The organism is Pseudomonas putida, assembly GCF_026625125.1.
In the GTDB taxonomy this organism is placed as follows: domain Bacteria; phylum Pseudomonadota; class Gammaproteobacteria; order Pseudomonadales; family Pseudomonadaceae; genus Aquipseudomonas; species Aquipseudomonas putida_X.
In genome coordinates, this window is the sequence record NZ_CP113097.1 from 1,624,696 (window position 1) to 1,640,860 (window position 16,165).

Annotated in this window: 18 protein-coding genes and 1 tRNA gene; 7 read left to right on the forward strand and 12 right to left on the reverse strand. The window is 62.7% G+C overall.

Annotation, left to right across the window (positions count from 1 at the left end; all coding sequences use genetic code 11):
* The first annotated feature begins 366 nt into the window (after nt 1-366).
* Both OSW16_RS07430 and OSW16_RS07435 read left to right on the forward strand, forming a co-directional pair.
* Nucleotides 367-603 (forward strand): hypothetical protein, encoded by a 237-nt coding sequence (locus OSW16_RS07430; RefSeq protein ID WP_241802966.1) that lies wholly within the window; start codon nt 367-369, stop codon nt 601-603.
* Nucleotides 604-778: 175 nt separating this feature from the next.
* Nucleotides 779-1,111, forward strand: a complete 333-nt coding sequence (locus tag OSW16_RS07435; protein WP_241802967.1) for a ribonuclease E inhibitor RraB — start codon at nt 779-781, stop codon at nt 1,109-1,111.
* 58 nt (nt 1,112-1,169) lie between these two features.
* On the opposite strand, the gene OSW16_RS07440 is transcribed toward OSW16_RS07435, so the two are convergent.
* Complete coding sequence (locus OSW16_RS07440; protein ID WP_267821956.1) at nt 1,170-1,970, reverse strand: cytochrome c; 801 nt, start codon at nt 1,968-1,970, stop codon at nt 1,170-1,172.
* A gap of 526 nt (nt 1,971-2,496) precedes the next feature.
* Here OSW16_RS07440 and OSW16_RS07445 point away from each other — a divergent pair.
* Entirely contained in the window at nt 2,497-3,231 is a 735-nt protein-coding gene (locus tag OSW16_RS07445) for an amidotransferase (protein WP_241802969.1), read from the forward strand.
* A gap of 32 nt (nt 3,232-3,263) precedes the next feature.
* Here the strand turns inward: OSW16_RS07445 and OSW16_RS07450 are convergent, their stop codons facing one another.
* The 3 genes from OSW16_RS07450 to OSW16_RS07460 all read right to left on the reverse strand — a co-directional run bounded on the left by OSW16_RS07450 (nt 3,264) and on the right by OSW16_RS07460 (nt 5,824).
* A complete protein-coding gene (locus tag OSW16_RS07450) occupies nt 3,264-4,235 on the reverse strand; it encodes a magnesium and cobalt transport protein CorA (protein WP_267821958.1) in 972 nt (323 codons plus the stop codon).
* A gap of 63 nt (nt 4,236-4,298) precedes the next feature.
* Entirely contained in the window at nt 4,299-5,018 is a 720-nt protein-coding gene (locus OSW16_RS07455) for a lysophospholipid acyltransferase family protein (RefSeq protein WP_267821961.1), read from the reverse strand.
* Nucleotides 5,019-5,134: 116 nt separating this feature from the next.
* Nucleotides 5,135-5,824, reverse strand: coding sequence for a crotonase/enoyl-CoA hydratase family protein (locus OSW16_RS07460; RefSeq protein WP_241802972.1), 690 nt, complete (start codon nt 5,822-5,824; stop codon nt 5,135-5,137).
* Between the two features lie 290 nt (nt 5,825-6,114).
* Here OSW16_RS07460 and OSW16_RS07465 point away from each other — a divergent pair.
* Nucleotides 6,115-6,204: transfer RNA gene (locus tag OSW16_RS07465), tRNA-Ser, on the forward strand.
* A 122-nt stretch (nt 6,205-6,326) separates the two neighbouring features.
* On the opposite strand, the gene OSW16_RS07470 is transcribed toward OSW16_RS07465, so the two are convergent.
* From OSW16_RS07470 to OSW16_RS07485, 4 genes are all read right to left on the reverse strand, one after another.
* Nucleotides 6,327-8,465: a TonB-dependent siderophore receptor gene (locus OSW16_RS07470; RefSeq protein WP_267821963.1), complete on the reverse strand. Its 2,139-nt coding sequence runs from the start codon at nt 8,463-8,465 to the stop codon at nt 6,327-6,329.
* A gap of 122 nt (nt 8,466-8,587) precedes the next feature.
* Nucleotides 8,588-8,968, reverse strand: a complete 381-nt coding sequence (locus OSW16_RS07475; protein WP_267821965.1) for a hypothetical protein — start codon at nt 8,966-8,968, stop codon at nt 8,588-8,590.
* Between the two features lie 96 nt (nt 8,969-9,064).
* Nucleotides 9,065-10,258: an MFS transporter gene (locus tag OSW16_RS07480; protein WP_267821967.1), complete on the reverse strand. Its 1,194-nt coding sequence runs from the start codon at nt 10,256-10,258 to the stop codon at nt 9,065-9,067.
* Nucleotides 10,259-10,339: 81 nt separating this feature from the next.
* The gene (locus OSW16_RS07485; protein WP_241802976.1) at nt 10,340-11,089 is read right to left on the reverse strand and encodes a 3-oxoacyl-ACP reductase family protein; all 750 of its coding nucleotides are present in this window, start codon (nt 11,087-11,089) and stop codon (nt 10,340-10,342) included.
* A 117-nt stretch (nt 11,090-11,206) separates the two neighbouring features.
* Here OSW16_RS07485 and OSW16_RS07490 point away from each other — a divergent pair, with 117 nt between their 5' ends.
* Nucleotides 11,207-12,142, forward strand: a complete 936-nt coding sequence (locus OSW16_RS07490) for a LysR family transcriptional regulator (RefSeq protein WP_267821970.1) — start codon at nt 11,207-11,209, stop codon at nt 12,140-12,142.
* A gap of 163 nt (nt 12,143-12,305) precedes the next feature.
* Here OSW16_RS07490 and OSW16_RS07495 read toward each other — a convergent pair whose 3' ends face one another.
* Nucleotides 12,306-12,776 carry a GreA/GreB family elongation factor gene (locus tag OSW16_RS07495; RefSeq protein ID WP_267823914.1) on the reverse strand — a complete coding sequence of 157 codons (471 nt, stop codon included), beginning with the start codon at nt 12,774-12,776 and terminating at the stop codon, nt 12,306-12,308.
* A gap of 2 nt (nt 12,777-12,778) precedes the next feature.
* Nucleotides 12,779-13,174 carry a hypothetical protein gene (locus OSW16_RS07500; protein WP_267821972.1) on the reverse strand — a complete coding sequence of 132 codons (396 nt, stop codon included), beginning with the start codon at nt 13,172-13,174 and terminating at the stop codon, nt 12,779-12,781.
* 130 nt (nt 13,175-13,304) lie between these two features.
* Between OSW16_RS07500 and earP the strand changes: the two genes are divergently transcribed.
* Both earP and efp read left to right on the forward strand, forming a co-directional pair.
* Complete coding sequence (gene earP, locus OSW16_RS07505; protein ID WP_267821976.1) at nt 13,305-14,438, forward strand: elongation factor P maturation arginine rhamnosyltransferase EarP; 1,134 nt, start codon at nt 13,305-13,307, stop codon at nt 14,436-14,438.
* Between the two features lie 48 nt (nt 14,439-14,486).
* Nucleotides 14,487-15,056, forward strand: coding sequence for an elongation factor P (efp, locus tag OSW16_RS07510; protein WP_012271109.1), 570 nt, complete (start codon nt 14,487-14,489; stop codon nt 15,054-15,056).
* A 58-nt stretch (nt 15,057-15,114) separates the two neighbouring features.
* Here the strand turns inward: efp and OSW16_RS07515 are convergent, their stop codons facing one another.
* Together OSW16_RS07515 and OSW16_RS07520 are read right to left on the reverse strand one after the other, a co-directional pair.
* Nucleotides 15,115-15,543, reverse strand: a complete 429-nt coding sequence (locus OSW16_RS07515; protein ID WP_267821979.1) for an organic hydroperoxide resistance protein — start codon at nt 15,541-15,543, stop codon at nt 15,115-15,117.
* A gap of 143 nt (nt 15,544-15,686) precedes the next feature.
* The gene (locus tag OSW16_RS07520; RefSeq protein ID WP_012313381.1) at nt 15,687-16,142 is read right to left on the reverse strand and encodes a MarR family winged helix-turn-helix transcriptional regulator; all 456 of its coding nucleotides are present in this window, start codon (nt 16,140-16,142) and stop codon (nt 15,687-15,689) included.
* Nucleotides 16,143-16,165 lie beyond the last annotated feature (23 nt).

The following is a 16,165-nucleotide window of genomic DNA, read 5'->3' on the forward strand; positions in this document are numbered from 1 at the left end:
CAACTGTCTAGCTCACCTTCCAAAAGCTGGCGCGACCGCGCAGTCCTTCAGGTCTGCGCTTCACCTGTGAAAGCAACTGTCTAGCTCACCTTCCAAAAGCTGGCGCGACCGCGCAGTCCTTCAGGCCTGCGCTTTACCCGTGAAAGCACCTGCCTTACTCAACTTCCAAAGCTGGCGCAGATCCCTGTGGGAGCCGGCTTGCCGGCGATCACCGGCGAAGCCGGTGCCATGCACCGCTGCATCTGCATTGCCGGTTCGCCAGGCTGCGGCCACCACTGGCTGCAAATGACTGAACAATTCCCCCGGCCCATGGTCAAGCATTAACAGGCGTCACCCCCGATGTTCTCTGCTTGAGAGGGCTATTCAATGAAAGAGTGGGAAGTCATCTTTGCCGACCAGAAAGGCGAGCCAACCACATTGCTGATGCACGGCGAACAGTGCCCCAGCGAGGAAGAGGCCGCACGTGCCATACGTTCGCATCTTTTCCCGGTCATGGATGAGCTGGACCTCAACGACTTCCAGGACCGTGCCCCATCCCCCACCGCACGTTGGCTCAAGGAGCAGAACGGCGTGGTCATCACCCGTATCCAGGAGTCTTCCTGACCCGCACGGTTGGCGTGGTGCCGCACCAGGCACTACGCTAGTGGGAGGTGTTGGCCTGTTCTGCGGGGCTGCACCTGTCAATTCGCGTCTTGCATCAGCTCGAACTGCACGGCAATGCCGGCAGGTGCGTAGTGCACGGAAAGTCTATCCATTGCTTTATTCAGGAGGACGATTCATGAGCAGCCAGAACGACGATATCAGCAGCAATGTCCTGCGTCAGATGAAAGCTGGCGGTTTCGACTTCAGCCGTATCCACCCCATCGAGTTCTACGCGGTATTTCCAGATGAAGCCGGCGCGCGACGCGCGGCCGGGCAGTTTCGTGGTGAGTCGCTCAATGCTCAGGTGCGAGAACGGGATGATGGTGTGTGGCACCTGGAATTGAGCAAGATCATGTATGCCACCTATGGCGGTATCGGCGACTTCGAAGAGGCCTTCGAGCAGGTCGTGTCACCCTACGGCGGCGAGGTCGAGGGGTGGGGCGTCAAGCAAGAACGGCCAATAGCCTGAAACCCACCGGGCTGCGTTTGCAGCCCGACCCAGTCGCCGGCCTGCCGGCGATTGGCCTTCAAGGCCTGCGCTTGGCCATATGCCCCAGGTAAGCCAGCAGGGCATCCAGTTCCTTTTCACTCAACACACTTTCGGCAAACCCCGGCATCCGCGCCTGGGGCCACTGCCTCAAGCTTTGCGGGTCGCGAATGTACTGGCGCAGGAACCCCGGCTGGAAATACTCGGTCGGGTTATGCGGCACGTTCAGGTCCGGGCCGAACTGGGCATCCCCCGCACCATTGAGCCGATGGCAGGCCAGGCAGTTTTGCTGAAACAGGGCAAAGCCCTGGCGCACCGGGTCTTCGGCCGGCAACTTCGGGTCAGGCAGCAGTGCCGGGAAGCGTTGCTCCACCGTCGCCAGGCGGCGGATCGTGGCAATCTGGAATGGCCATTGCTCAGGGCGGATGCCGCTTGCCTGTGGTGCGGTCCACACCAGGTAGAACGGCCCGGCGCTGGGTTTGCCCTTGCCCAGTGCCGGCCACGGCGCGGCGGGGTCCTCGATGGCCAGCCAGGCGCGTGCCGGGCCCTTCTGCAGCAACGGCGCGGCCGGCATTTCGGCCGCGAAACCGTCCAGCGCCACGGCTTGCAGGTGATCATCTGCCTGGATCCCTTGCAACAGCGTGGCCAGCGGCACAGCGCGGTAACGCATGGGCCGTTTGTAGGACACGTCCTGTTCGATGTTTATGTCGCGTGCTTGCGGCATGCGCAGCAACTCGGCGCTGTCCAGAGTGCGCGATGCGCCATCGAGTTCCAGGTGCAATTGTGCCGCCTGCAGCGGCAAGCTGAGAAAAAGGGCTAGCAGGGCAAAAAACAGGCGCATAGGGAGGCTCCGACCGTCATGGCCGGCAGGTTACCTGTGCGTTGCCCCTTGAGGCCACAGCCATCGTCATCCGAACAAACGTGTCAGGTTCGGCAAGATCAACAGCAACGTCGTGGCGAATAAGATGAGCCCAGCTTGGCGAATTTTCGATTGTCTGAACATGGCGGACCGCCTTCTTGTTGTTATTCCTGAATACCCGTTGGCTTCCCTGTCGCGTTTCGGGTCGATCACCGCAGCGTGCCTGCACGCTTTACCACTGACCTCTTTGAATCGATATACAACCAACAGTAGGGTGAACGTCATCCATGTTTAAGAACCCTTTGTTCTATCGACCTTGCATACTGATTGCCCGATGGCATGAGGCAAAAAGCCAGCCCTCTGACACGCTCTGGCTAGACAGGGGCGCAATACCCGGCGCCTATCCGACAAAATGTGACCGTTCGTCAGTGCAGCCTACTTGCTTGTACGTGCCTTTCACGGCAGTCTCTACAGCTGATTCCCACCCATGTCGTTCAGGACTATCCCTATGTCGTTACGCATCTGCATCCTTGAGACCGATGTCCTGCGACCGGAGTTGACCGCGCAGTACCAGGGCTACGGCAGGATGTTCGAGCAGCTCTTCTCGCGGCAGCCGATTGCAGCCGAGTTTCGTGTGTACAACGTGATGAACGGCGACTACCCCGCCGACGACGAACGTTTCGATGCCTACCTTGTGACAGGCAGCAAGGCGGACTCGTTCGGTTCAGATCCATGGATCCAGACCCTCAAGGCGTATCTGCTCAAGCTGTACCAGCGCGGCGAAAAGCTGCTGGGTGTGTGCTTCGGCCATCAGCTGCTGGCGTTGACCCTGGGTGGCAAGGCCGAGCGGGCTGACAAGGGCTGGGGCGTGGGCATCCACCGCTATTCGCTGGCGGCACATGCGCCGTGGATGGACCCTGAGGTGTCTGAGCTGACCTTGCTGATCAGCCACCAGGACCAGGTCACCGAACTGCCTGAAGGCGCTACGGTAATCGCCTCCAGCGATTTCTGCCCGAACGCGGCGTATCACATCCGCGATCAGGTGCTGTGCTTCCAGGGGCACCCAGAGTTCGTCCACGACTATTCGCGGGCCTTGCTCGATGCGCGTCAGGAATACCTGGGGGATGAGGTTTACCACAAGGCGGTGGCTAGCCTGGCCACTGAACACCAGGGCGACCTGGTCGGTGAGTGGATGATGCGCTTCATCCAGCAGCCAACCAAGGCCAGCGACAGCGCTGCCTGATGCACAGGGGCTGCGAACGCAGCCCCGACACGCTACAGCCAGCCGGAGCGCTTGAAGCTGGCGAACAGCCCGGCGCATCCCAGCCCGATCACCCCCAGCACCGCAAAATACCCGTAATGCCAGCCAAGCTCCGGCATGTTCTGGAAGTTCATCCCGTAGATCCCGGCAATCGCCGTGGGGAATGCCAGAATCGCCGCCCACGCTGCGAATTTGCGCTGCACGATGCTTTGCCGCCGTGACTCCAGCAGCATGCCAATCTCGATGGTCTGGCTGGCGATGTCGCGGATCCCGACCAAATCTTCCATCTGCCGCGTCACGTGGATCTGCACGTCGCGAAAGTAGGGGCGCATGTTCTTGTCGATGAACGGGAAGCTCAGGCGCTGCAGTTCCTCGCTCACCTCCACCATGGGCGCCACATAGCGGCGCAGGCGCAGGATGTCGCGGCGCAGGCTGTGCAGGCGGCGGATGTCGTCTTCGAGCAATGAGCCGGTGAGCACACTCTGCTCCAGCTCTTCGATCTCGCCATGGATGGCTTCGCTGACCGGTTGGTAGTTTTCGGTGACGAAGTCCAGCAGTGCGTAAAGCACGAAATCTTCGCCGTGCTCCAACAGCAAGGGGCGCGCCTCGCAGCGTTGGCGCACCAGGGCATAGGATTTGGAGTGGCCGTTGCGGCAGGTGATGACGTAGCCGTTGCCGGCGAAGATGTGGGTTTCGATGAACTCCAGCTTGCCCTCATGACGCACGGGCGAATAGGTGACGATGAACAGCGCGTCGCCGAAGGTTTCGAGCTTGGGCCGGCTGTGTTTCTCCAGCGCGTCCTCGATGGCCAGTTCGTGCAGGTTGAACTGGCACTGCAGGTTGGCCAGTTCCTCGGCATTGGGCTCTTCCAGGCCGATCCAGACGAAATGCCCGGGCTTGCGTGCCCACTCGCTGCCCTCGTCGATGCTGATGTTGGTGACTTTTCTGCCGGCGCTGTACACCGCCGATGCCACGACTCGACCCATGGTTATCCACTTGTTTGGTTGCACACGATGTACAGCTTGGGCCGTAGGGGCGCTGAGGGCAACCTAGCGCTTGGCCAACTCGCCTTCCATGTGGTCGATGCACTGCTGCATCTGCCCGCGGCACTGCTCGATCAAGGCCGGGAGGTCTTGCTGGGTCAGCCCTTCAGTAGCGATCGGCGGCAGTGAGCGCACGATCACCGTGCGGCGTCGCCAGCTGTTGAGCCCCAAACGGCGCGCATAGCGGCTGACGCACACCGGCACGATCGGTACGCCCGCCTCGAGCGCCATGTGGAAGGCGCCTTTCTTGAACGCCAGCAACTGGTCTGACGGGTTGCGCGTGCCCTCAGGGAAGATCCAGATCGACGTGTCGTCACGCAGGATACGCGTGGTCACCTGCATGGCCTTGCGCGCCTGGTAAGCATTCTTGCGGTCCACCAGCACATTGCCGCCCAACCAGAACAACTGCCCGAACAGTGGGATCCAGCCGAGGCTTTTCTTGCCGATGGCGACCGTGCGCCGGGGCACCACATGGCCGAGGATGAACAGGTCGAAGTTGGACTGGTGGTTGGCGATGATCACACAGCCGGGTGGCTGGTCAGCCAGCGGGCCGACTTCGGCCTTGACCTCGATGCCCAGCAGCCGGGTGGCCGGCAGGCTGTAAAGGCGGGCGAAAATGCGGCTGTTGTCGCGGTTGAAGGGGCGCAGCACGCCGATCAGCAGGCCAATGGCCCCGACCAGCAGGAAGTGCAGCGCCAGCAGGAGCATGCGAAGGCAATAAAGCATGGTTTGGCTCACACCAGACAGTCGCGGTGCAGTGTACGGCTGTGCACTGGGTTGGGCAAACCTTGGGTTCGCGCCAATGGCCCTCTGGGCGGCGTGACGGCCAGAGGGCCTGAGGGTCAACCCACTGGCTGCTGGTCCAGTTGGATGGCCTCATCCAGGGCGTCCAGGAGGCCCTTGCGCACCTTCAGCTTGGTGTTCTTGTGCGCCAGCATGTTCAGCTTCTTCAATTCACGCGCAGCGGCCAGCGCGGTGTCATGCAGCTGCTCGGCCGGCACCACCTTGTCGAGAAAGCCCGCTTGCATCGCGCCATGCGGGTCGAAGATTTCGGCATTGTTCACCGAGCGCTGGAAGGCTGCGCGGCTCAGGCGGTCGCGGGCCAGTTCGATGCCGGCGTGGTGCATGGTCATGCCGATCTGCACTTCGTTCAGGCAGATCTTGTACGGCCCCTCGACACCGATGCGGTAGTCGGCGGACAACAACAGGAAGGCGCCCTTGGCCACGGCGTTGCCGGGGCAGGCGACGATCACCGGGAACGGGTGAGAGAGCAGGCGACGGGCCAGGGTGGAGCCGGCGGTGACCAGGCTGATGGCTTCCTTGGGGCCTGCGGTCATCACTTTAAGGTCGTAGCCGCCAGACAGAATGCCCGGCTGGCCGGTGATGATGACCACGGCGCGATCTTCCTTGGCGCGGTCCAGGGCCGCGTTGAAGGCCGTGATGACATCCGGCGAGATAGCGTTGACCTTGCCGTTGTTGAGGGTCAGGGTGGCGATGCCGTCTTCGGCGTGGTAGGTAATCAGCTCGCTCATGGCTAGAGTCCTTTAGGGGGCGTGGCGACGACGTTACCCAGCGCTGCGGGCCAGGTAAAGCAGCAAGGCTGACCAGCCAGTCAGCGACCGGCCTTGATGCCTTGCGCAATCAGGGCAGGGCGTGCGGTTGCGGTAAAAGCGCTGGCGAGATTGGCAGCTTTGCCCTGGCAGCCTGGGGTTTTCCGTGGTTTGGCTTAAATGCATGAAAAAACTGAAAAAAATGCTTGCCAAAGAAAAGGTCTTCTACTAAATTAGCGCGCCTCGACAGGCTGAATGGCTTGAAGAGAAACGGTGAAGTGTCCGAGTGGTCGAAGGAGCACGCCTGGAAAGTGTGTATACGAGAAATCGTATCAAGGGTTCAAATCCCTTCTTCACCGCCACATTCTACGAAGAGCCCCCACGCTGAAAAGCCTGGGGGCTTTTTGTTTGCTGGGGTTTTTGCCCCAGCGGGGCGCGCAGGGGCATGTGCGCCCCTGCCAGCACCCCATTGCGACCAGCTGCCCTAGAAGCTCACCACGGCCGACACGCGTGCGGTCCTGGGCGCGCCCTGGAAAAGGTAGTTGTCCCCCAGGTAGTCCCCCACATCCCGCCAGTAGCGCTTGTCGAACACGTTGTCCACGGTCAGGCGCAGCACGGTGTCATAGCCCCCGATACGCGTGCGATAGCGGCTCCCCACGTCGAACACGGTATAGCCCCCGACCTGTACATTCCCCGCCTGGCTCGCATACTTGCTGGCGCTGTATCGCGCCCCGCCCAGCAGCGCCAGGCCCGGGACCGGCAGGCTGTAGTCGGCTTGCAGGGCGGCACGCAGGCGCGGCACGTTGATCGCCTGGTGGTCTTCGTAGGCATCGGTACCGCTGTTTTTCACCCGGGCGCGAATCGCTGCGGCGCTGGCCTGGACCTGCAGGTTCGAGGTCACCCAGCCGCTGGCGCCCAGCTCCAGGCCGATGTTCTTCTGCTGGCCCTGCTGTACATAGGTGAAGCTGCCGTCGTCTTCAGGGCGGGCGTATTGATAGGCCTGGCGGATCTGGAACAGCGCGGCGCTGAAACTCATGCCCTGCCAGTCGCGCTTGATGCCCAGCTCAAGCTGATGCGAGAGGGTAGGGGCAAGGATTTCTGCCGCATTGCTGGCATACCAAGGCGCGGTGCCCCCTGCGGACAGGCCCTTGGAGTAGCTGGCATACACGGTGGTGTCCTGGCGCGGCTTGTAGATCAGCGCGGCATTGGGCAGCAACTGGTATTGCCGGGTATGGCGCCCGGCCAGGCCCGTTTCGTCCCAGGTTTTTTCGTCCAGGCGCACTTCACGGGCGCCGAGCACGGCCTGCCACTGTTCGCTGAAGGTGATGCGGTCGTTGATGAACAGGCCGTACTGGCGGCTGTCCAGGCGCCGCTCGCTGGCACCGACCGGCAGGTCCGAGGGCGCTACGGCGGGCGCGCCGGTGTAGATGTTGCCGCTGCCGACCAGCTGGTTGTAGTAGGGGCGTTGATCCAGCGTGCGGCGTTGAGCGCTGGCGCCCACCGTCAGTTCATGGCTCACGCCGAGCGCGTCGAAGCGGCCGTCGAGCATCGCTTGCGCTTCGTCGGTGCGGCGGGTGTCGTCAGGGCTGCGGAAGTCGTAGATGTCGTAGTCGCCCTCTGGGCTGAAGTGAGACTGCCAGCCGTCTTCGCTGCCCCAGGCGAACGCGCTGTAGTCATCGATGACGACCTTGCTGCGCGAGGCGCTCAGTGTGCCGCTCCAGGTATCGTTGAAACGGTACTGGAAACGCCCGCCCAGGTTCAGTGAATCGTTCTGTACCGGCTTGGCCCAGTGCTGGTAGGCCAGGCGGTCGTCCGGGTCGATCCCATGGGGTACTTCGCTGCCGCCAAGCAGTTGATAACCCGGTACCGAGCGCTGTTCGCGGTGCTGGTATTCGGCATCGAGCTGCAAGGTGGCATCAGGGTTGATCTGCCAATCGAACGCCAGCGAGGCAAAGTCGCGCTTGCCGTCGGCATGGTCGACGTAGGAGCGGATGTCTTCGTGGGCGAGGTTGGCGCGCAGCCCGAACTGCCGCTCACTGCCAAACCAGCCGCCCAGGTCGGTGGCCAGGTATCGCTCGCCCTGTTCGTTGGTCGATACCGTTACGCTGCGCACATCCTCGGCGCGCTTGGTCACGTAATTGATCAGCCCGCCGGGCGCCGACACGCCACTGTGCAGGCCCGACAGGCCCTTGAGCAGTTCGACTTGCTGCTTGTTCTCCAGCGCCACGTTCTGTTCGCCGGCGATGGTCTGGCCATTGATGCGGTAGCTGCTGGCGGCATTGAGCTCGAAGCCGCGCACGTTCAAGTTTTCGTAATAGCCGATCGGGGCGTAGCTCTCGCCGACCGAGGCATCGCTGTGCAGCACTTCGCTGAGTGTGCGTACCTGGCGGTCTTCGATCAGTTGCTGGCTGAAAACACTGACCGATGCCGGGGTGTCGAGCAGGGGGGCTGCCTGAAACCCGCCTACCGCAGCGTCGGTTACTTGATAGCCGTCGTTGCCGTAGGTGTCGGATACCTGCACCGGGGCGAGTGTGACACTGTCCTGGGCCAGGCCTTGGGGGCTGTGCAGGGCCAGGCCCAGGCTGAGCAGGCTCAGGGGCAGGCGGGGGTGGGGCAGGGGCATGCTGGGGTCCTTGAGCGGTGAGCACGCACGGGCCCACTCGCGGGTAAGCCCGCGAATGGGCCCGTGCAGTCAAAAAACGCTCATGTTATCAGGCGCGTATCACCCCGTACGCCTGACGTTGTTCAATCCCCCGCGGGCGGGTGCCGATGCTGGCGCCAGCTGTCGTCGATCTTGGACCAGGTCTTGCCATCGGTACTGGCCATCAGCTTGCGGCCGTCCTTGAAGGTCGCCAGGAAGGTGGCTTCTTCCTCCTTGCCGCCCAGCCATAGCCCAGCCAGCAGGCCCACTGGGCCAGCCACCAGGGCGCCGGCCATGCCCCAGCCGAGGGCGGTACCCAGGTTCCGATTGGATTCCAGGCTGGCCAGGCGCAGGTCGCTGATGCGGGTAAGAGAAATCCGCTCGCCAGGCGAGGGGCTGCGCGGGGTCTTGAGTGTGAGCGATCCATTGCGATACTCGCCTTCACCTTGCAAGAAATCGCCGGATTGCACCGTGAGTCTTGTCATTGAGTCGTCCTGTCAGTGAAAGGGGTTTTGATCAACACCTACTGAAGCGCCGGGGCGGCGGGCAAGTCAACGGGCAGGCGACGGAGGGTTGCGGTGTCATGCCGCACCGGCGTTCGCGGCGCGCTTGCGCGTGCGTTCGGCCCACCCCCACACCAGCAGTGCCAGTGCCCCGATCGCAAGCCCCGCCGTCACGATGCCCATCCAGCCTTGGTACTGGAACAGCTGTGTGCCCAGCAAGGAGCCTAGCGCGCCACCGATGAAATAACAGGTGATGTAACCGGCATTGAGCCGGGTGCGTGCTTCGGGGCGCAAGGCGATGACCGCATTCTGGTTGCTCACATGCACCAGTTGCACGGCCAGGTCCAGCAGCAGTACGCCGAGCAGCAAGGCCAGTAGCGAGCTTTGCGCGAAGCCCAGCGGTATCCACGCCAACAACAGCGCTACCAGGCCCACGGTGGTGCCCAGCGAGCCTTTGCCACGGTCAGCCAGGCGGCCGGCCCAGTTGGCCGAAAGCGCACCCGCCGCGCCGGCAAGGCCAAACAGGCCGATCACCGCATCGGAATAATGATAAGGCTCACGCGCCAGCAGAAACGCCAGCGGCGTCCAGAACAGCCCGAACAGGCTGAAGGCCAGCAACCCCAGCAGCGAGCGCAGGCGCAGTAACGGCTCCTCGATGAACAGGCGGAATACCGAGCCGATCAGTGCCGGGTACTTGAGCCCTGCATGGCTGTGGTGTTGCGGCAGGCTGCGGTACAGGGCAATGGCAGTGACGGCCATCAGCACTGCGGCCAGCACATAGATGCTGCGCCAGCCACCCAGTTCGGCCATGAAGCCGGCAGCGGTGCGCGCGAGCAGGATGCCCAGCAGCAGGCCGCTCATCAGCGTGCCCACCGCGCGCCCACGTTGATGCGGCTCGCTCAGGGTTGCGGCCATGGGCACGAGGATCTGCGCCACCACCGAGAACAGCCCGGTGAGCGCCGTCCCCAGCAGCAGCCAGGACAGGTTGGGGGCGCAGGCGCTGATCACCAGGCCCAGGGTGGAAATCACCGACATGATCACGATCAGGCGGCGCTGCTCGAACAGGTCGCCCAAAGGCGCCAGCAGCAGTAGGCCCGCACCGTAGCTGAGTTGGGCGGCGATGACGATGCTGCCGGCGCTGGCAGTGCTCAGGCCGAACTGTTCGGCGATGCTGTGCAGCAGCGGCTGCGCGTAATAGTTGCTGGCCACGGCCAGGCCGGTGGCGGTGGCCATCAGCAGGATCAGGGCGCGGCTCAAGGTTGGGGAGGGCATGAAGATCTCGGAGCGGGCAAGGGTATGTGGCGTCCAGTATCTGGGCGGTTCAGGCTGGACGCCAGCGGGCGAGGCATTCGATCAGGCCGCAAAGCCGCCGTCGGCAGTCAGGCTCGCTCCGGTGATGTAACCCGCCTCAGGCCCCGCCAGGTAGGCCACGAAGCTGGCAATTTCATCCACTTGCCCATAACGGCCGATCGCCATCAGAGGGATCAGGCTTTCGGCAAACTCGCCGCTGGCCGGGTTCATGTCGGTATCCACCGGCCCCGGTTGTACGTTGTTCACGGTGATGCCCTGTGGCCCCAGGTCGCGTGCCATGCCTTTGGTAAGCCCGACCAATGCCGACTTGCTCATGGCATACGGTGCCCCGCCAGCGAACGGCATGCGTTCAGCATTGGTGCTGCCGATGTTGATGATGCGCCCGCCCTGGCCCATGTAGCGGGCGGCGGCCTGGCTGGCGACGAACACACTGCGCACGTTGATGGCCAGCGTGCGGTCGAAGTCTGCCAGGTCGAATTCGGTCAGCGGCGCCACGGCCAGTACGCCTGCATTGTTGACCAGGATATCGAGGCGGCCGAAGGCTTTTACCGTGTCGTCCACTGCCAGCTGCACTGCGGCGGCGTCTGCGCTGTCTGCGCGCAGTGCCAGTGCCTGGCCGCCTGCTGCTATGACTTCTGCTACCAGGTCGTTGGCCGGGCCTTCGGAGCTTGCGTATGTGAAGGCGACCTGCGCGCCTTCACGGGCCAGGCGGCGGACGATGGCAGCGCCGATACCGCGTGAGCCGCCCTGCACCAGGGCTGCTTTGCCTTCGAGAGTGAGTTGCTTGGACATGCTGATCTCCTGCTGGAAGCAAGGCCGACTGCCTTGGATGGGTGCAGTATCGACCGATGATTACCTGCTGATAAGATGGCAATCACTAATATCAGAGTAAACCTTTGGTTGGTAATCATGGCACTGGAGTCGTTCAACGCCCTTGAGTGTTTCATCCGCAGCGCCGAGGTGGGCAGCTTCGCCGAGGCGGCGCGCCGTTTGAGCATCACCCCCGCGGCGGTGGGCAAGCATGTCGCCCAACTGGAAGCACGCCTCGGTGTGCGGCTGTTCCAGCGTAGTACCCGTAAGCTGACCTTGACTGAAGCCGGGCAGCGGTTTTTAGGGGAGGTCAGTGACAGTTTTCGTACCATCCAGTACGCCGTGGCCAACCTGGCCAGCGCTGAAGGCCAGCCGGCGGGGCTGTTGCGGGTGAGCATGGGGACGGTATTCGGCAGGCTGTATGTATTGCCGCTGCTGGGTGAATTCTTGCGGCGCTACCCGGCGATCACCCCGGACTGGCATTTCGACAACCGTCAGGTAGACCTGATCGGCCAAGGTTTCGACGCTGCGATTGGCGGCGGTTTCGAGTTACCACTGGGGGTCGTGGCGCGCCGGCTGACCCCTGCCCATCGTGTGTTGGTGGCAGCCCCTGGGTACTTGAGCCAGCATCCGGTCATTGACGACCCGCAGGTGCTGGAGCGCCATGCCGGCATCTTGATTCGTTCACCGCAGACCGGCCGCGTGCGATCATGGCCGCTGACCAGCCGTTGGCAAGCGCAGCAGCCGCTGCTGTTGCGCCAGGCGATGACCATGAGTGACTCTGATGCAGCGTGCGCTGTAGCCCAGCAGGGCTTGGGCATTGCATTGGTCAGCCTGCCGTTCGCCGTGCCTTACCTGCAGGCGGGCCAGCTGCAGAGGGTGTTGCCGGATTGGTATGTGGATGATGGGTACATCAGCCTGTATTATGCCGAGCACAAGCTACTGCCCGGCAAGACCCGGGCGTTCATCGAGTTTGTGCAAGAGCAGTTCGCTGATGCTGGGTTGGCCCGCACATTCGATGCCCTTGCCGGTTAGGCGGCCGTTGGCAGGGCCGGCCCCATCGCCGGCAAGCCGGCTCCCACCTGGAGCGTGCCAGCATTTGGACGTTGAGCAGGACAGTTGCTCTCACAGATACAGCGCCGGAACTCGCGGGCTGCGCTGTCATTGTGGGAGCCGGCTTGCCGGCGATGGGGCCGGTTCAGGCAACCTCGATGATGAAGAACAGTTGCGCTCCAAGGCCAACCTCGTCATCGACCTTTTTACCGATTAACTGTTGGCCTAGCGGTGAGCGGGGGGTAATGACCGTCACCAGGGCGTCCCCCTCGCCAATCTTCAACCCGGCCGCCTCCGGCCCCAGGAACACTTGCCGCTGAGCCCCCGCTTCATCTTCCAAGGTCACCAGGCTGCCGATCTGTACCCCCCGCGCCGGGTCATAGTCGCGCAGCACCAACTGCTGGTAGATCAGCAGTGCCTGGCGAATCTCGGCCGTGCGCCGCGCCTGGCCAGTGGCCAGGTAGGACGCCTCCAGGCCAAGGGTGTCGTATTTGTTTTCAGCGATGTTTTCTTCGGCGGTGGCGGTTTCGTAGGCGGTTTGCGCTGCGCGGCGCAATACGTCCATGTCGCTTTCCAGGGCTGCAACGATACGCGTGAGCAGGGTGGCCTTGTTCATCATCAGTAACAGAACTCCAGCACGTTGGCCTGGCTCTTGTCGGTCGGCGCGGTGCGGTTTTGCGACAGCCAGAACTGGCACTTGGGGCTGTTGAGGTTGCGCGGGTTGCCTTGCGCGGCCTCGGCCGCCTGTTGCAGTTCCTGCTTGTGCAGGATGGCCTTGTAACGCTCGAACATCTCCTCGCTTTGCGCATCCGCCGGTTGCGCAGGTGGGGCCGCTGGCCGGGCCAGGGCCGGGGCGACGGCCTGTGCCACCGGCTGTACCTGCTCGGGCCACAGGTGCACGGCCAGCCACAGGCTCAGCGCGATGGCCACGGCCCCAAGCCATAGGCCCAGCGCCACGCACAGGGTCAGCTGCACCGGCTTGAGGGTTATTTGCAGTTCACGATGGCGGGGCATGGCGGCCTCCTGGCAGGCGTTATGAGGGCCATTGTGGCATGGCGTCGGGCGCTTTTTCAGCGTTGGTGCTTTTGTCAGCGACAATTTAACCGCAGAATTCGTGATTTTGCGCAGGGCGAGGGCAGGGCACATGAAGGTCACCTGGGACATTTTCTGCAGTGTCGTGGACAACTACGGTGATATCGGCGTGACCTGGCGCCTGGCCCGGCAGCTGGTGGCCGAGCATGGGCTGGCGGTGCGGCTGTGGGTAGACGACCTGGGGGCTTTCGTGCCCCTGTGCCCAGGCGCCGACGCCAGCGCCGCACAGCAATGGCAGCAGGGTGTGGAGGTGCGCGCCTGGCCTGGCGAGTGGCAGCCGGTAGCGCCCGCCGATGTGGTGATCGGTGCCTTCGCCTGCCAGTTGCCCGTACAGTACGTCGAAGCGATGCGCGCACGTGCCAAGCCGATCCTATGGCTTAACCTCGATTACCTCAGTGCCGAAGACTGGGTGGAAGGCTGCCACGGCTTGCCGTCGCCGCAGCCCAATGGCCTGCGCAAGGTATTTTTCTTCCCAGGCTTTACCGAGAAAACTGGCGGGCTGCTACGCGAGGCTGCGTTGCTGGCGCAGCGCCAGGCCTTCGAGCAATCGCCACAGGCGCGAGCCGCCTTCCTGCAGGGCTTGGGTGTAGACGTGCAGGCCGGCGCGCAACTGGCCTCGTTGTTCGCCTATGAAAACCCACAATTGGGCAGCTGGCTCGATGCATTGGCCACGGACACCTGTGCCACCCAACTGTTGGTACCGCAAGGCCGGATTCTTCCGGACTTGGCCAATTGGCTGGGCGAGTCGGGGCTGAAGGTCGGTGATGTGTTTCAGCGGGGGGCGCTGACGGTGCAGATCCTGCCGTTCGTCAGCCAGGACGACTATGACCGCCTGCTGTGGTGCTGCGACTTCAATGCCGTGCGTGGCGAGGACTCGTTCGTGCGCGCGCAATGGGCCGGCCGGCCGATGCTGTGGCACATCTACGTGCAAGAGGAAAACGCCCACTGGGAAAAGCTAGACGCGTTCCTCGGGCTTTATCGACAGGGCCTGTCGGATGCTGCCGGCGAGGCGATGGTGGCCTTGTGGCGCGCCTGGAACATGAACCACGACATGCACCAGGCCTGGCAAGGGGCCCGTAAACACTGGCCGGAACTGCAGCGGCATGCCCGTGAATGGGCGGCGCGCCAAGCCGCTCGGCCGGACCTCGCCAAGGCGCTGGTACAGTTTTACCGAAATTGGCTATGATATGCGGCCTCGATTTTTATAAATCCATCCAGATTCGGATACTTCGTAATGAAAACTGGTAAAGAACTGAAACCCGGTACCGTACTGCGGATCGACAACGACCCGTGGCTGGTTCAGAAAGCCGAGTTCACCAAATCGGGTCGCAACAGCGCGATCATGAAGACCAAACTGAAAAACCTGCTGACCGGCTACAAGACCGAAACCGTTTACGGTGCGGACGACAAGCTGGACGACGTGATCCTGGATCGCAAAGAAGCGACCCTGTCGTTCATCAGCGGTGACTCGTACACCTTCATGGACACCACCGACTACACCATGTACGAACTGAACGCCGAAGACATCGACGCCGTTCTGCCGTACATCGAAGAAGGCATGGAAGACATCTGCGAAGCCGTGTTCTTCGAAGGCCGTCTGGTGTCGGTAGAGCTGCCGACCACCATCAGCCGTCAGGTTGTCTACACCGAGAACGCTGCGCGTGGCGACACCTCGGGCAAGGTGATGAAGCCTGCCAAGCTGAAGAACGGTACCGAGATCCAGGTTGCCGACTTCATCCAGATCGACGAGTGGATCGACATCGACACTCGCGACAACAGCTTCAAGGGCCGTTCCAAGAAGTAATCCTTCTTGTGATGTGCACAAAAAACCCGGCCTCGGCCGGGTTTTTTTATACCTGTATTCAGACCGTCACATGCAGCCTGACATCCACATTGCCGCGGGTGGCATTGGAGTAAGGGCACACCTGGTGCGCCTTCTCCACCAGGCCTTCTGCGTCAGCCTGGGACAGGCCTGGCAGGTTGATGTGCAGGTCGATATCCAGGCCGAAGCCACCAGGAATCTGGCCAATGCCCACCTTGGCGGTGATCGAAGCGTCGCCAGGTAGTTGCTGTTTCTCCTGGCCGGCGACGAACTTCAGTGCGCCGATGAAGCAGGCCGAATGGCCGGCGGCGAACATCTGCTCGGGGTTGGTGCCGTCACCGCCCGCGCCGCCCAGTTCCTTGGGGGTGCTCAGCTTGACTTCCAGCTTGCCGTCGCTGGAGCGGGATTTACCGTCGCGACCGCCAGTGGAGGTGGCTTCTGCGATGTACAGCGGAGTGACCTTGTGCATTTTGAGCCTCGCTAGTGTGCTGTGCGCCCCGCATCAGGCGGGGGGGCATCGGGTGGGTACGGGATTTAAATTAGCGCGCAATTAGTTTGCGCGCAAGATAAATCTTCACCGCTCGTCCGAACGGGCATTGCACAGCATAGCCGTCAGAGGTTCTTTTGCAGGCTGTCGCGCAACTCCAGCAGGTCGGCCTGCAGTTGTTGCAGACGCTCCAGGCTGCGGCCGCTGGCCTTGAGAATGCATTGCGGCACCTCTTTGGCCTGCTGCTGCAGCGCGCGCCCCTTGTCGGTCAGTTGCACCAGCACCACCCGTTCATCCTCGCGGCTACGGGTCCGCTTGAGCAGGCCTTCGCTTTCCAGGCGCTTGAGCAATGGCGTGAGCGAGCCGGGGTCGGTGAGCAGGTGCTGGCTGATCTCGCCCACGGTCAGGCCGTCCTGTTCCCACAGCACGAGCATGGCCAGGTACTGCGGGTAAGTCAGGCCCAAGGCCTGCAGCAGTGGCTTGTAGACTTTGGTCATCAGCAACGAGGTGGAGTGCAGGGCGAAGCAGACCTGGTTGTCCAGCAGCAGCTCGTCGCAAGAAGCTTGGGTGTCGGCGTTCATGCAGGTCCTTGAATATGATCAAT

Excerpts from the sequence above, each read along its gene's own strand:
- OSW16_RS07455 (WP_267821961.1), bottom strand. The coding sequence starts at position 5,018 with ATGCTTTATTGCCTTCGCATGCTCCTGCTGGCGCTGCACTTCCTGCTG.
- OSW16_RS07445 (WP_241802969.1), top strand. The coding sequence starts at position 2,497 with ATGTCGTTACGCATCTGCATCCTTGAGACCGATGTCCTGCGACCGGAG.
- OSW16_RS07500 (WP_267821972.1), bottom strand. The coding sequence starts at position 13,174 with ATGCCCCGCCATCGTGAACTGCAAATAACCCTCAAGCCGGTGCAGCTG.
- OSW16_RS07485 (WP_241802976.1), bottom strand. The coding sequence starts at position 11,089 with ATGTCCAAGCAACTCACTCTCGAAGGCAAAGCAGCCCTGGTGCAGGGC.
- earP (WP_267821976.1), top strand. The coding sequence starts at position 13,305 with ATGAAGGTCACCTGGGACATTTTCTGCAGTGTCGTGGACAACTACGGT.
- OSW16_RS07435 (WP_241802967.1), top strand. The coding sequence starts at position 779 with ATGAGCAGCCAGAACGACGATATCAGCAGCAATGTCCTGCGTCAGATG.
- efp (WP_012271109.1), top strand. The coding sequence starts at position 14,487 with ATGAAAACTGGTAAAGAACTGAAACCCGGTACCGTACTGCGGATCGAC.
- OSW16_RS07495 (WP_267823914.1), bottom strand. The coding sequence starts at position 12,776 with ATGAACAAGGCCACCCTGCTCACGCGTATCGTTGCAGCCCTGGAAAGC.
- OSW16_RS07475 (WP_267821965.1), bottom strand. The coding sequence starts at position 8,968 with ATGACAAGACTCACGGTGCAATCCGGCGATTTCTTGCAAGGTGAAGGC.
- OSW16_RS07520 (WP_012313381.1), bottom strand. The coding sequence starts at position 16,142 with ATGAACGCCGACACCCAAGCTTCTTGCGACGAGCTGCTGCTGGACAAC.
- OSW16_RS07440 (WP_267821956.1), bottom strand. The coding sequence starts at position 1,970 with ATGCGCCTGTTTTTTGCCCTGCTAGCCCTTTTTCTCAGCTTGCCGCTG.
- OSW16_RS07450 (WP_267821958.1), bottom strand. The coding sequence starts at position 4,235 with ATGGGTCGAGTCGTGGCATCGGCGGTGTACAGCGCCGGCAGAAAAGTC.
- OSW16_RS07470 (WP_267821963.1), bottom strand. The coding sequence starts at position 8,465 with ATGCCCCTGCCCCACCCCCGCCTGCCCCTGAGCCTGCTCAGCCTGGGC.
- OSW16_RS07430 (WP_241802966.1), top strand. The coding sequence starts at position 367 with ATGAAAGAGTGGGAAGTCATCTTTGCCGACCAGAAAGGCGAGCCAACC.
- OSW16_RS07490 (WP_267821970.1), top strand. The coding sequence starts at position 11,207 with ATGGCACTGGAGTCGTTCAACGCCCTTGAGTGTTTCATCCGCAGCGCC.
- OSW16_RS07460 (WP_241802972.1), bottom strand. The coding sequence starts at position 5,824 with ATGAGCGAGCTGATTACCTACCACGCCGAAGACGGCATCGCCACCCTG.
- OSW16_RS07480 (WP_267821967.1), bottom strand. The coding sequence starts at position 10,258 with ATGCCCTCCCCAACCTTGAGCCGCGCCCTGATCCTGCTGATGGCCACC.
- OSW16_RS07515 (WP_267821979.1), bottom strand. The coding sequence starts at position 15,543 with ATGCACAAGGTCACTCCGCTGTACATCGCAGAAGCCACCTCCACTGGC.